This is a genomic window from Methylobacterium sp. yr668 (assembly GCF_900116245.1).
GTDB lineage: Bacteria > Pseudomonadota > Alphaproteobacteria > Rhizobiales > Beijerinckiaceae > Methylobacterium.
The window spans coordinates 1-13480 of sequence record NZ_FOZY01000030.1; the positions used below are offsets into that span (position 1 = coordinate 1).

16 protein-coding genes and 1 tRNA gene are annotated in these 13480 nt (G+C 66.3%); 1 reads left to right on the forward strand and 16 read right to left on the reverse strand.

The genetic code is table 11. From position 1 onward, the window contains the following. From BM419_RS25700 to BM419_RS25720, 6 genes are all read right to left on the reverse strand, one after another. Positions 1-265, reverse strand: a 265-nt coding sequence (locus tag BM419_RS25700; RefSeq protein ID WP_139257113.1) for a transposase, incomplete at its 3' end; no start/stop codon positions are given. A 104-nt stretch (positions 266-369) separates the two neighbouring features. Beyond that, on the reverse strand, positions 370-1338 hold the full coding sequence (locus BM419_RS25705) for a hypothetical protein (RefSeq protein WP_091928093.1): 969 nt from the start codon (positions 1336-1338) through the stop codon (positions 370-372). Positions 1339-1505: 167 nt separating this feature from the next. Next, positions 1506-2354, reverse strand: a complete 849-nt coding sequence (locus BM419_RS25710) for a hypothetical protein (RefSeq protein ID WP_091928094.1) — start codon at positions 2352-2354, stop codon at positions 1506-1508. Next, positions 2354-2680, reverse strand: coding sequence for a hypothetical protein (locus tag BM419_RS32040; protein WP_139257114.1), 327 nt, complete (start codon positions 2678-2680; stop codon positions 2354-2356). Before BM419_RS32040 ends, BM419_RS25710 begins: the two co-directional genes overlap by 1 nt. 30 nt (positions 2681-2710) lie before the next feature. Then, positions 2711-4147, reverse strand: a complete 1437-nt coding sequence (locus BM419_RS25715; RefSeq protein WP_091928095.1) for a hypothetical protein — start codon at positions 4145-4147, stop codon at positions 2711-2713. Next, positions 4144-4527 (reverse strand): hypothetical protein, encoded by a 384-nt coding sequence (locus BM419_RS25720; protein WP_091928096.1) that lies wholly within the window; start codon positions 4525-4527, stop codon positions 4144-4146. Before BM419_RS25720 ends, BM419_RS25715 begins: the two co-directional genes overlap by 4 nt. Positions 4528-5291: 764 nt before the next feature. Here BM419_RS25720 and BM419_RS25725 point away from each other — a divergent pair. After that, the gene (locus BM419_RS25725) at positions 5292-5534 is read left to right on the forward strand and encodes a DUF6522 family protein (protein WP_091928133.1); all 243 of its coding nucleotides are present in this window, start codon (positions 5292-5294) and stop codon (positions 5532-5534) included. A 41-nt stretch (positions 5535-5575) separates the two neighbouring features. Here BM419_RS25725 and BM419_RS25730 read toward each other — a convergent pair whose 3' ends face one another. The 10 genes from BM419_RS25730 to lysA form a co-directional block, all read right to left on the reverse strand. Beyond that, the gene (locus BM419_RS25730; protein ID WP_091928097.1) at positions 5576-6091 is read right to left on the reverse strand and encodes a hypothetical protein; all 516 of its coding nucleotides are present in this window, start codon (positions 6089-6091) and stop codon (positions 5576-5578) included. Between the two features lie 721 nt (positions 6092-6812). Further along, positions 6813-8051 (reverse strand): AAA family ATPase, encoded by a 1239-nt coding sequence (locus BM419_RS25735; RefSeq protein ID WP_244540860.1) that lies wholly within the window; start codon positions 8049-8051, stop codon positions 6813-6815. Continuing rightward, positions 8051-8248: a hypothetical protein gene (locus tag BM419_RS25740; RefSeq protein ID WP_091928098.1), complete on the reverse strand. Its 198-nt coding sequence runs from the start codon at positions 8246-8248 to the stop codon at positions 8051-8053. The genes BM419_RS25735 and BM419_RS25740 overlap by 1 nt, the downstream gene beginning before the upstream one ends. A gap of 32 nt (positions 8249-8280) precedes the next feature. After that, complete coding sequence (locus BM419_RS25745) at positions 8281-8712, reverse strand: hypothetical protein (RefSeq protein WP_091928099.1); 432 nt, start codon at positions 8710-8712, stop codon at positions 8281-8283. Positions 8713-8912: 200 nt separating this feature from the next. Continuing rightward, positions 8913-9140, reverse strand: coding sequence for a helix-turn-helix transcriptional regulator (locus BM419_RS25750; protein ID WP_091928100.1), 228 nt, complete (start codon positions 9138-9140; stop codon positions 8913-8915). Positions 9141-9247: 107 nt separating this feature from the next. Further along, positions 9248-9832, reverse strand: a complete 585-nt coding sequence (locus BM419_RS32045) for a hypothetical protein (RefSeq protein ID WP_139257115.1) — start codon at positions 9830-9832, stop codon at positions 9248-9250. Continuing rightward, on the reverse strand, positions 9829-11025 hold the full coding sequence (locus BM419_RS25755; protein ID WP_091928101.1) for a tyrosine-type recombinase/integrase: 1197 nt from the start codon (positions 11023-11025) through the stop codon (positions 9829-9831). The genes BM419_RS32045 and BM419_RS25755 overlap by 4 nt, the downstream gene beginning before the upstream one ends. A gap of 142 nt (positions 11026-11167) precedes the next feature. Then, positions 11168-11259: transfer RNA gene (locus BM419_RS25760), tRNA-Ser, on the reverse strand. A 12-nt stretch (positions 11260-11271) separates the two neighbouring features. Then, entirely contained in the window at positions 11272-12132 is an 861-nt protein-coding gene (locus BM419_RS25765) for a glycosyltransferase family 2 protein (protein ID WP_175556373.1), read from the reverse strand. Next, positions 12129-13397: a diaminopimelate decarboxylase gene (gene lysA, locus BM419_RS25770; protein WP_091928102.1), complete on the reverse strand. Its 1269-nt coding sequence runs from the start codon at positions 13395-13397 to the stop codon at positions 12129-12131. The genes BM419_RS25765 and lysA overlap by 4 nt, the downstream gene beginning before the upstream one ends. Positions 13398-13480: the final 83 nt, after the last annotated feature.

Below are 13480 nucleotides of genomic sequence, written 5' to 3' on the forward strand. Positions count from 1 at the left end.
GGGCCGCCTCCTGCAGGATCAACTTGTCCAGGGTGAGATCCGCGATGGCTTTTCTGAGCCGCTGGTTCTCCGTCTCCAGATCCTTCATCCGCCGGACCTGATCCGACTTCAGGCCGCCGTACTCACGCCGCCAGCGGTAGTACGTCACCTCGCTCACGCCGATCGCGCGGATCGCCTCCGCCACGCTCTGGCCTTGGCCGACCAGCACGTCCGCCTGCCGCAGCTTTGCGACAATCTCCTCAGGCTTGGGTCGCTTCCTCGACATCGATCCGTCCTCCAGGCTCGAAAGCCATACCAAAGGGCGGACCACTTCATTGGGGGCGGATCAAAACTGCGCTGAGTCGAGGAAGATTTGCTCGGCTTTCGTGTTCATGTCGGCGGCATCCCAATTCCGCGAGAGGATAGCGCGTAGGAAGAGGATAGCGCTTCCAGTTTCACGCAGATGAAGTTGGTAAAGAACGGCTCGCCACGGCTGTCGCCGACGTGACCCACGTAGAAAACTTTGTAGCGGCCGTCGCGGGAGATGCCGAATTGGTCGAGCAGCTTGTTGTTTGGGTCGCCCGTGACGCTCGGATCGTATTCAGCTTGCTGGATGGACTTCTGGTCGATCCGCACGACACAGCCGGGGAGCATGTTGCCGTTGAGTAGGCATACGCCCTCAATGCCCTGGATCGTCTGAACAGGCATGCCCACGAGACCGGTGCGGCTGTTCAGGACGATCTCGCCGCCCGGCAATGCCTTGTCGTTCGCCAGAACCTGCAGCTTGCCCTGCTGGATGGACCACGACGTACGCGTCGCCGCGCAGGTCTGCCGGAGCCAATCTTTTGCATTGCCGAACAGGGCCGCCCCGCGCGGGAATTTGGTCTTGGTCAAAGCCTCGGTGTCGATATAGCCGAGGCCGACGCCGAGGGCCTTCATAGGCTCGTAGCAGGCCATCACGCGGTCGTTGTAGGTGTGGCCGGCAGAGAGCGTCTTATTGACGACCGCATAGTTGCGCGCGTCGCCCTTGTCCGTGGCGAGGATCGCCAGCACCTTATCGGTGACGTCGGCGCGCAGGTTGCGGGACTGGATGATCTCGCCGTCGAACAGGACGTAGGACTGCCCGGTCACGTAGCCGGCGCTCACCTTCACCCGCTTGCCAACGTAAAAGGCCGGGTTGGTGGTGGCGTCCGTCAGATTGAAGATGCCGATCCGGGCGACGTTCGGCGTGCTGATGTCCTTCATGGTGATCTCGAACGTCATGCGCAGGCCCTGCCCGCCGTTCTCGTCACCGCGATAGGTGAACGTCTTTCCGCCTTCGATCTCGACGGACATGTTGCGCAGGTACTGTTCGGTCATCCGCCACCTCCAGGGGGCGCCCCCGGCACGTTGAGCGCGCCGGGGGCCTGCTCGGGGAGGATTGCCGGGAAGGAGCCGGCCCGGTCCTCCGACGCGGCATGGTCGACCGCGCCAGCCGAAAGATCCGATCGCCCGTCCCCACGGATGGCCGGACCCGCTTCGGCGTCTCAGTCCGGGTTGATCCCCGGAAGCTCTAGGCGGGCGTCGGCATCGGTCGTGAGCGCCGTCACGTAGGCGCCCCACGCCTCCCGCATCCGCCGGTTGGATGCCGTCTCGACGTTGGCCGCCTGCACCTTGATGATCGCGCCGCCGACCAACCGAGCCGTGGCGGATTGATAGGGGGCGCCGAGGCTGGCGTTCGGCCCGAAATGCATGCCGATCTGGCCAATGCCGCCAGCCAGGGCATCCGCCTCAGCCCGCATCGCCTCGACCCGGCGGGCGATCACCTCGGCGTCGCGGGTGACGACACGGTAGACCGCCTGCTGCACCCGGAGGCCGGCATCCGCGGCCGCCTGCTGCCGGGCCGTGGCAGTCGCCGCCAGGGCCATGCACGCCTGCTCGGCAGAGGCTGCGCGGGACTGGGCGGTGACGTGCCGGCCGTGCGCCTCACTGCTGTCGTCAGCTGTAGGGTGGGGGACGCTTTCCCCACCTTCGGCCCACCGGGCGAACCGGTTCGCCAGATCGTCGCCGATCCGGCTCACCTCGGCGGCAGCTTCCTCGACCGCAGCGACAGCCTGCCGGTGCAGCTCGCGCCCGCGCTCGGCCGCCTCAACAGCACGGGCATGGTCGGCATCCCGCAACGTGCGCTCGGCGATGGCGAGGCGCAGACGGTCGCGAAGCTCAGCCTCTCCGCCGATGTCGCTCTCCGGTGCCGGCAGGGCCCGGATCGGCTGCTCTCGTCGCTGCCGCTCCTCAATTCGAGCGCGGCGCTCGGCGAGCTGATCCGGCGTTGCGATCTCACCATCATCGGTGAGCGTGCGGACGCCCTGGCGCCCCATGCGGTCGAGGTAAGCCATCAGCGAGCCCTCCGGCCGGACTGGAGGAAGGCGCGCAACCGGCGCTCGTGGTCATGGCTGGCAATGGCATCGGCGACGCCCGCGCGAACCGCATCGGCCAGCGCAGCACGTCGAGCCGCCCGCCGGGCCGCCCGGTCGTTCGTGTGAGCGGGGTGGATGTGGCCGTGGCCGCCGCAACCGCAGGTGCCACCGCAGCCGCAATCGTGGGTGGCGGCGGGTGTCCGCAAATCTGCGGAGACACCCTTCAGCATCACGTCGGTTACGATGGCATCGCCGAACTGGTGGCGGGCCGCTACCGGGCCTTGGGTTTCGATGAGACGCTTCACAGCGCTTCGGTCAGTCACGGTCTCAGACTCCTATCCGGCTAATCGTGCGTAGAGGTCGAGGATCGACGGTTTGGACGCGAGCAGCACGAGGATGCCCGCCACGGCGTTCGCTACGTCGTCGTGCGCGACCTTCACCTGCGGGTGGTCGATGATGTCCCGGCCCGTGCCGCGGCTCGTGCGGCGCTCCAGGGAGACGAGCTGCTGCTCCAGCTTCGGCACCGGCAGCATGCTGCACCGCTGGCTGTTCAGGACCGGCAGAAACTCGCGGTAGATGTCGGACTTCGAGCGCTCGGACACCTCGTAGGTGATCCCGTGCGCCCGGAACCGCTCACGGGGCCACTCGCCCGCGTACCGGTCGCCCGTCACCGAGCCCAGGCCGTAGGTCTTCAGCAGATCCGCGAAGCTGGAGACCACAGCGTCCGGCGAGCCGCCGGGGTACATCTCCCGAACCGCGTCGAGGTAGGCGATGCCGTTCTCCGAATGCCCGATCGCCAGCGTCATGCTGTCCGCGCCGCCGCCCGACGGGTCGCAGAACGCCTGATAGGTCAGGCCGGGCGCAGGCGCCCGCTCCAACAGGTCGCCTGCCATACAGGCCTGCACCGCCTCCAAGCTGATGAAGGCCTCCACGTCCGCCCGGAACTCGGCGCCGTACTCAGCCGAGGCCGCTGCCGGGTCGCGGGTGTAGGCCCGCTTCACCACCGCAGGGTCCAGGCTCGGGTTCATGGTCTGCGACGGCGCCCGCAGCACCAGCACAGCCGGATCGCCGGTCGGCCCGAAATCCCGCTGGTGGGTGCGGTACAGCTCGCCCTTCCGGGCATACGGGCTCGACAGCACGCACAGCGGGCCGCCCGTCGTCGCCAAGCCAGGCCGGATTGCGTCCAGGATCAGCGTGTCAGGGTTCGCGCTGTTCTCCAGGTGCCAGAAGGCCACCTCGTCCGCGAGGCAGCCCGCCAACGTCTCGCCGCGGATCGTCTTGTAGTTCGCTGGCCGCACCTCGATGTCGATGCCGGACAGCAACCGGATGGTCTCGGAGGTCGGATCCCCGTCCACCATGTCGCGCAGCTCGGCCGAGTGCTCGAAGACGCCCAGCATGTAGGAGAAGATCTTGGTGGCCTGGACCGTCGTCGAGGCCATGATCGGGAGCTTGATCCGCTCGCCCGGAGCCTGGACGGCGCTGTAGTCCACCAGCCCGGCCAAGTAGGCGCCCAGCACGGAGAAGGCGCGGGACTTGCCGCCGCGACGGCCCACGATGCCCCACAGTTCGTCGACGGGGCGCTCAGGCTCACGCTCGCGGCCCGTCAGGGCAGTGAAGGTCGCTCGCTCGCCGTCGGTCAGTGTCTCGCCCCGGGAGGCGATCAGGATGGCGCGCCACGGCGCCCAGGTGTCGCCCGGCAGGATCTCCGCGAAGATGGCGGGGTCGGCCAGGGCCTCCCGCATGGTGCAGAGGGGGCGGCAGGCGGGGTTCATGCCGGGCGCCTCGCATAGCGCTCACGGACGCCAGGACGCTCGGGAGGGGTCGGGGGGCCCATGCGGCGGGCCTGCCGGTCCATCCGGTCCCCGATCTGCCCAAGGGCCTCCAGGTCGACGTTCTGGCCGGCAGCCATGGCCGCGTGCAGCTTGGCCAGCTCGACCGCGAGGCCGGCATAGGCCCGAGCCGCCTCGCGCTGGGTGACTGACATGGCCGCCTTGCCGCCCCGCTCGGCCTCCACCTCGTCCAGCACGCACTTGAAGTGCCGAGCCGCCTCGGTGCTGCCCGGCACGGTCACGAGGAACGGCCGGCTACCGTTGGCGAGCGCCGAGCGCTGCTTAGGCGAACGAGTACTGGCAGGTTGAGCTTGGAACGACATTCGACCGCCCGGCTACGACTATCTGAATATAAGCCAAAACTTTTCAAATGTCCAGTATTCGGCAGTATTGTCCGTAGACGTTCGCAGGCATTCGCAGGAGTTCGTTTTGAGTGGTGCCTCAAGTGCGCGCGATTGCTGCCTGATGCCCGAGAGTGGGGCCCGGGATATGCTAACAACGGGAAAACTAAGCTTGTTCGTGTTTTCAGTTGTTGCCAATATAATTACGACCAACGATTGTATTTTGCGTCCATGTATGGACTATCGGAAACATTTAGATGCATATTGGATTGCGAAGATACCGAAGTCGCCGCAGTGTCTATTGGGGCGGGTCCTGTGCGTTCTGTATCGGCTTGGCGGGCCGGCGAGTGAGACTTGTGTGCCCATCTTTCTGAGGGGTTATCATGTGCAATGATCAGTCGCCGGTTTGGATCAAGCGCCGTCTGCAAAGACTCATAAATAGAGGTGTCGATGTAAAAATAGCTCGGCGGTCCCTATTAAGGATCGAGAAAAGCCTGAGAAAAACTCAGAAAGAGGCCTCTCTGGCTAGCAACGTCATACTTTTTCCGAGCGTCACGACTTTGCGTGTGGTCGAGATCATCACTGACTAGCGGCCGTCATCGAGCGGCGTAGATCGCAGGTCTCTGCGTCGCCCGATGATATGACCGACGTACCTGCTCCAAGGGCCTTGATGGGTAAAGCGGGCCGATGTGCTATCCTCAGTCTCAGCCCCGCATCTCCTGCCGAGCTTCATGGAGGACTGCTCCATGAAGCTCACATTCGGTCACCAAGGCGATTGGATCGTCGACCCCCGGGAGTTAGCCGCACGGCTCGGCGTCAGCACCTCGATGTTGAAATCCTTAGAGCGACTCGGTCGCGTCGATGCCCGGATTGCCCCAGGCAGCGGCGACGATGAGGATCACACGCGTGTGACCGTCCGACTGGATAGCTGCGGGTGGCGAGGCACGTTCGATCAGGGCGGCTCGCTCATCAGCGAAGAGATGTGGTGATCGGCATCGCACAAGCCATTGAGCAGTTCGCAAGGCGCGACCTAGTGGTCGTGCGCGATGTTGCGCCTGTTGATCGTGTACTGGAATGACCGGCGATAAGCGCCCGTGTCGATCAGGGGCTTCGTGCCGGTGCGGCCGCGACGGATCCGGGCTTTGATGGTCCGCTCGGCCAGGGGCGCAAAAGCGCCGTCCGTGATCTCCTGCTGAACCGCAGAGACGCCTAGCAGGCCGGTGGCGTGCAGGGCCTTCTCCGGTGCGTCGAGGTCGCCCGCCAGGGCCTTGGCCGCCGCCGCCTTAAGCCGGGCAGCCGCTTCCTCGGCGATCCGCTCCACACCCGGCACGAGGTGCGCGCGGGCGGGCAGGTTCTTCTCAGGCTGGCCGTGCTCAAAGAGGTAGCCCAGGGCGGCGTTGCTGATCGGCGCCTCGCCCTTCTCGGCCGGGTGCATGCTGTCGCCCGGAATGCCGATGACGACGCGCTTCTCCAGCTCGCGCATGATGGCGCGGCCGAACGGGTCGAGCTGGCTGTCCTTGATCGTGAGCTTGCTGGTGATCGGCATGGCGTCCCCCGTGTGAGCCCGAAATCTGGTTAGAAATGCCCTCGAACGTGGGGGCGGATGTGGGTAGCAATCTACCTCGAAATCTAACGCTCTGAGACCGCATGGATTTCCGGCGAAGTCGGCGGATAGCGGTTCCGCCATCTGGGGTTTTCGGAGAGTCGCGCTACCCGAGCTAGATTAAATCGGCGGTGCGACCCGCGTGTGGGGTCATCCCTCAGCCCCAATCCCGGAGTGGGCTGCACAGCGCGCGGGTGGATCGCATCGCCCCTGAGGCCGCTCAGCAATTCGCCTTCGTCCTAGCGGCTGTCGTCCGGCTTTCCCGCATCAATGGGCCAACTAACCGGCCTCGTCTCCTCGCTGCCTGCCTCACCTCTCAAAGGTGTGGCGTTGCAAGGTGAGGCGGTGAGGCGCTTGAAGTGTTTTGCCCCACTGCCACACCTGCCACACCCCCTTTAGGGGGTGGCAAGGTGAGGCGTGGCAAAACACCGGCATTTCAGACCTCATTGGAGTGTGGCGGGATGTGGTCAACGCTGAGGTTTAAGGTGCCAGCCGCCCAGCGGCATACAATGCTAGATGACGCCGCGTTCCTGGCCGCAATACCCGGCCTTCGGTGCGCACCAATCATAAAAGAGCAGGTCGATGGTGTGGCGCTCACGATTGATCCTCGAGATGCCGTTTCGATAAATCTTCGTCGCCCGCTTGGATGGAAGCGGAAGCGTTTCTAATCACAAGCCGCCTCGCCGACCTCAATGAAGCTGCGCTTGTTCCGCTTCTCATCCTGGCCCTCGACGACCACGAACATTCCGGTGTCGATCCACGTCCGTAGCATCGCCTTCACGCGGTTCTTGCCGGCAGTGTCGAGGTCTATGCCGAGCGCGGCGGCGATCGGAATGCCGGCCCAATCCTTCGATTGAGCATTCTCCCGCCACCGGCCTTCAGCGACTGCGCGCTGGGCTTTGCGGAGGTGATCGACAGTCAGTCCTTCGAGCATGTCGGGCCACTGCCAGGGCTCGACGACCGCGACGTGATCGCCACCGTCGATAGAGTCCGCTGGGCCATTGCCGAGTTCGACCGGCACGAGGTGAAACCACTCGCTGCGCTCGGGTGGCGGGGCGAGGTTCGCCTTGCCGTTGTCGGCACGGAAGTAGCCACGGTTCGTCGGCAGCCCGGCGCGGTCCGCCTGCTCCTTGGTCATGGGGTTGAGCACCCGAGCGCTACGGGCGGCTGCCAGCAGGGCGCCGGCTCCGCGGCCGTCCTCGACAGTGTATTCGCCCGTGGAGCCGCTCTGACCCTTCCGGACATGGTGGATCAGCTCAACGGCGGCGCGGCCTTCCTCGGCGACGCGGTTCCAGGCCTTGGCGACGATGTCGATGGCAGCGTTGTCATTCTCGGTGACGCGGTGCGAGCTGACGAACGGGTCGATCACCACCACGTCGATCCGGTTGTCGAGGATGGCGCGGGTTAGCCCCTCCACAACTGGCTCGGCGACCTTGGTACCTTCGCGGGTGGTGGTGGCGATGACGATGCTGGTGGTCCGGCCGGAGTTGAGGAACAGGCGCCCTTCAATCTCGGCCGGCTTGATCCCGTAGTGCAAACAGATCGCTACGACGCGGCGCTCGATCTCCTCCATCGGGTCTTCGAGGTTCAGGTACCAGCACCGGAGCGGCTTCGGGACCGACACGCCCAGCAGGGGTCTGCCGGTCACCATAGCGATGACCTCGACCAGCGCGAGGCTGGACTTGCCGACGCCGCCGGGCGCCGCCGTGGTGCTCAGGAACCTACGGATCAGATGCCGGCCATAGACCCACTCGCGTGGCGGGATCGTCGTCGGATCCCGCCACCGGAAGGGTTGGGCACGGATCACCGGCTTGGCTTCCGGCATGGAGTCGGGATCCGGGCCGGGCCAGCCACAGAACGGGTCCACGTCGACCGATGCCCGGTTGAACGAGCGCTCTGACATCAGGCACCTCCGCGCGAGCCGGAGGGCCGGAGCGTCGCCGCCACGTCTGCGGCGCTGGCGATTGCCATGGCGGCCTGCCGGAGGGCGTAGTTCATCCCTCTGCTGTCGCCGATCATAGCCATCTCGACTGCCGTCCGGGCGTAGGTCTCGGCGATGCCGGCCGCTTCCGCGATGGTCTCGAAAGTAAGGGCTTGCATGGCCGCGCGATCGGGGTTGCGGACGGGCGCATTCATTCCGAGCCTCCCTGGTTGTGGAAGGCCTGCATGGCCCAGGCGAACCGGTCCTGCGTGTCCGGCAGATGCGCCGTGAGCGCGTTCATCGCGGCGACACCAGCACGGGCGTACTCACGGTCGACGAAGTCGGGCGTCGTGGTGATGCCCTTCCCAACTTCTTGAGCCATGCCGATCAAGCCCTGAGCGACGAAGTGCGGCGCAAGTAGCACCGGCTCTCCCTCGACCTCGACCGTGTGGCAGGCATCCTTCCAGCCCTTCAGAAGTGCCGCCTTTAGGGCCCGTCGCAGGTCGCGTGGCAGCGCGAGCGCCGCCAGCAGCTCATCGTGGGCGTGCCACGGCATGTCGGGTCCATCAGCCGGCCCGCGGAAGAAGCGGACCGACACGCCGTTGATGGTGGTGACGTGGATGGGGGTGGCGCTCGCGATCATGCGCGCCCCCACCGGTCGGTGACGGCGAACGCCAGCTCAGCCACAACGCCAGCCATAGATGGCGTCAATCCAAACCGGCTCGCGAGATAGTCTTGCCGTAGCGCTTGGGCTGTCGTATCTCTGTGCGTGTCGACTTGCCGGAAGACACTTTCAGAGACCCGCCGCAGCCCGCGCTGTGCGCGGGTTTTCTGCTTCATGGCTTAGGCGGCCTCCTGCACCAGCGAGGCGACGTAGGCCCGGATGCTCTCGTCGGGCACAAAGGTGGCCGACCCGATCTTTACGATCTTCAGCTTTCTGCTCGCGACCAAACGATAGAACGTGGTCTTGCCGATGCTGAGTAGGTTCAAGACATCGGCCGTCCGATGCAAAAGCTTACCGCTCGGCGCGCGCAGTTCTCCTGCGGCGCCCTGAAACCCTTGGAGGCTCATGGCTGAAGTCCTTGTGACTCCGCTGGTGCCCCAGCGGATGGCTACGAACGTGGACAGCCGGGACTGGAATGAAAATACGGCTCGTACAGGTGGTTTCTTCCAGCCGCTTAGTCGGAGAGCGGTTCTCCGTGGAAATCTTCGTAAGCGGCCTTCGCAAAACCACTCGGTTTGACGTCGAGATCTAAAATCTCGATCACCAATCCAGATAGACGCAGGAATTCACCTGCCGACGAGGGCTTTTCTCCGCTGACGCGATAGTATGTATCCGCTACAATCCGGCGAATAATCTTGATGGGTCCTCTGGCGGGCCTTCCCAGTTGCGCGGATGTGTTATCTGGATCAATAGCTGCTCGGCTCGCGAGCGATGCTATGACCTTCAGCTCCTCGGCGACGGCACCGAGCCGGTCACGCGTGAGCCCGGCTTTAGCCAAGGCTATAATCGTAGGCCTGTGCAGATTTTCAATTTGCGCAGCAAGGTTGCGAGCGGAGTGCGAAATCAACTTTTTCTCGCTATCCGCATCGGCAAAGCTGGTGTTGCTGAAAGCCGCTGGCACAGTAGTGGAATGCGGGCCTGCCATTAGGCTCAGCTTGTCTGTGGCGATTTCAATTAACTGACCGGCAGCCTCGCTGCTTAGCCCGGGGCGGATTTTCAGTGTATGAAATGCGCTGGCCAGCGCCTCCTTGCGGCTCATGATGACCGCACGTCGATAGCGGCACACCACGAAGCCCAAGCCGCCATCAGCTCGCGCCGTTTCTCGAACAGGTCGCCGCGCCGATAGGCCCGCTCGACCTTGGACTCGACGGTGTGGGCAAGCGCCATCTCAACCACTTCGGACGGGAAGTCCGTGGTCTCTGAGGCCCAATCCCGGAACGAGCTGCGGAAACCGTGGACCGTCAGATCCTCGCGCTTCATCCGCCGGAGTAGCACCAGCATGGCCATGTTGGAGAGCGGCTTCCCCCGCCGACCGCCCGGGAACACGAACGTGTCGTCGAGGCCCTGCAGCTCGGCTAGGACGCCCACCGCGCCCGGCGACAGCGGCACCCTGTGCTCGGCGCCGGCCTTCATCCGCTCGGCCGGCACGGTCCAGACGCCAGCCTCAAGGTCAATCTCGGACCAGCGGGCGCCCAGCGCCTCACCCGTGCGTGCGGCTGTCAGGATCGTGAAGGCCATCAGCTTCGCGGCGAGGCCGGGCTGCTCGCCGACCTTCTTCAGGAACGCTGGGACGTCCTTGAAGGGGAGGGCGGCGTGATGCTCGACCTTCCGGACCTTGGATCGCTTCGGCAGCAGGTTCGCGAGGTGACCTTTCCAACGGGCTGGGTTCTCGCCGCGCCGGTAGCCCTGAGTCGCGGCCCAGTCGAGAACCGACTCGATCCGGCCGCGCACGCGCGTCGCCGTCTCAGGCTTCGAGGTCCAGATTGCCTGCAGCGCCTTCAGCACCAAGCCCGTGTCGACCGCCTGCACCGGCAGGTCTCCGAACACCGGGTATGCGTAGGTCGCCAGCGTCGCGGTCCATTGAGCGGCATGCTTGTCGTTGCGCCAGCCGGCCTTGTGAGCCTCGATGTAGCCTTCCGCGCAGGTGCAGAAGGTGATCGCCTTGGCGGCCTCTATGGCGGCTTCCTGGCGCTGCCCACGCCGCATCTCGATCGGGTCGATGCCCTCGTAGCAGAGCTTCCGGCAGGTCAGGGCTTTGTCGCGGGCTTCGGCGAGCGTGAACGTGCCGGCCGAGCCGAGGCCCATCTCGCGCGATTTGCCGCGCAGGGTGTAGCGGAAAATCCAGCTCTTCCCGCCGGCCCCGGTGACCTGAAGCCACAGGCCGCCGCCGTCCCCGTACATGCCGGGGTTCTTGAGCTTCGCGACCCCAAGTGCCGTCAGCTTGCCCGCCATGTCGGTTCTGCCCACGTCGCTACCCACATGGTAGTCGCGGATTTGGGCGAACGCCAGCGGCCCGCCGCGAACGGCAGGCTGAAAAATGCTGAGTAATTTGAGGCCGTTACCGGTCCGCTGCGGATGGCTGCGGACGGGTAAATGGCGGAGACGGAGGGATTCGAACCCTCGATACCCATTTCTGGGTATGCTCATTTAGCAAACGAGTGCCTTCAGCCGCTCGGCCACGTCTCCGGCGCTCTGGCTCTAGAAGGTCGGATCCGGCGGGTCAACCCGATCCTGGCGGGCGGCGGCCACGCGGCGGCGCTCGACGTGCTTGGCGACGCGCAGATGCCGCGAGATCGCGTAGTTCATCGCCGTCAGGAAGCCGTAGGTGCCCCGCACGAAGTGGCGGCGGCCGAGATAGGCCTTTAGGAAATTGCCCGGCAGCTCGACGAACACCCGCCAGGTCGGGATCACCACGCCCCGCGACTCCAAGTCGTCCGCCTGCTGGTCGGAGTAGCGGTTCAGCTTGTCGAGCTGGTCGCCGAGCGAGCGCACCGAGAAATGGTGGATCACGCCCCGGAGCCGGCCCGGCTTCACCCCCGGTTCCAGCGCCACCCGGTCGTGGACCGGCGAGGCGGCGTAGCGGCCCTTGTCCTTCCGGTAGAGCCGGACCGGCGTCAGCGTGTAGGCGAGCGGGTGCGGCTGGCCCTCGCCGGGGAAGATCTCGGCGATGCCGATCCGCCACGCCGGCCGGCGCGGCTCGCCCGCGGCCCAGAGGCCCCGGATCTCCCGGGCCAGCTCCGGCGGCACCACCTCGTCGGCGTCGAGGTTCAGGAGCCAGACGTGCCGGCACTGCTCCTCTGCGAAGCGCTTCTGCGGGCCGTAGCCCGGCCAGGGATGGTGCAGCACCCGCGCGCCCAGCGACTCCGCCAGGGACTGCGTGCCGTCGGTGGACCCGGAATCGACCACCACGAGGTCGTCGGTCAGGCCGCGGACCGCCCGAAGCGTCGCGCCGATCCGGTCCACCTCGTTGTGGGCGATGATGAAGACCGACAGCGGCAGGGGCCCGTCGGCTCCCGGGACCGGCCTGGGGGCGGCGGTGCCCGCCGGAGCGCGGCTCACGCCAGCCAGTCCGGCACCCGGTCGAGGGCGATCAGGGCGTCGACGTCGAGGCGCGGGCGGACCACCGCCGCGCGGTCGCCCCGCACCAGAACCTCCGGCACCAGCGGCCTTGTGTTGTAGGTGCAGGACTGCACCGCCCCGTAGGCGCCGGCGCTCATCACGGCGATCAGGTCGCCGGGCCTCACCTCCGGCATCTCGCGATTGAGGGCGAGGTAGTCGCCGCTCTCGCAGACCGGGCCGACCACGTCGGCGACGAGGCGCGGCGTCTCGGGACCCGGCTCGATGACCGGCCGCAAGCCGTGATAGGCCTCGTACAGGGTCGGGCGGATCAGGTCGTTCATCGCCGCGTCGACGATCACGAAGGTCCGCCCCTCGCTGTGCTTCACGTAGAGCACCCGCGTCAGCAGGATCCCGGCATTGCCGACGATCATCCGGCCGATCTCGAAGACCGGCCGCAGGCCGAGCGGGGCGAAATGCGGCCGCAGGGTCGCCGCCAGCGCGGCCGGGTCCGGCGGCGGCGCGTTATCGTCGCGGTAGGGGATGCCGAGGCCGCCACCGAAATCGATGTGGCGCAGGGGATGGCCGGCCGCCAGCAACTCCCGGGCGAGGCCGGCGAGCAGCCGGGCCGCGTCGGCGAAGGGCGCCAGATCGGTGATCTGGCTGCCGATATGCATGTCGACGCCGTGCACCGCGATCCCCGGCAGGGCGGCCGCAGCGGCGTAGACAGCCGGCGCCCGGGTGATCGGGATGCCGAACTTGTTCTCGTACTTGCCGGTGGAGATCTTGGCGTGCGTGCCGGCGTCCACGTCGGGGTTCACCCGGACCGAGACCGGCGCGCGGAGGCCGAGGCCCACCGCCACCTCGGACAGGACCGCGAGTTCCGGCTCACTCTCCACGTTGAAGCAGAAGATGCCGGCCCTCAGCGCGGCCTCCATCTCGGCGCGGGTCTTGCCGACTCCCGAGAACACGATCTTGCCGGGGTCCACACCGGCCGCCAGGGCCCGCTGCAGCTCGCCGCCGGAGACGATGTCCATCCCGGCGCCCCGGGCCGCGAGGGTCCGCAGGACGGCCTGGTTCGAGTTCGCCTTCATGGCGAAGCAGACCAGCGCGTCGTCGGCCGCGAACGCCTCCGCGAAGACGCGGAAGTGCCGCTCCAGCGTGGCGGTGCTGTAACAGTAGAACGGTGTGCCGACCTCCGAGGCGAGGCCGGTCAGGTCGACATCCTCGGCGTGCAGGCGGCCGTCGCGATAGTGAAAATGGTGCATCTCGGCCGTGTCTCGTCGCCGTATCTCGTCCCGCCGGAGCGCGGGCTGTTTCCCGTGAAACACCCCGCCGCAGGCCGCGGCGG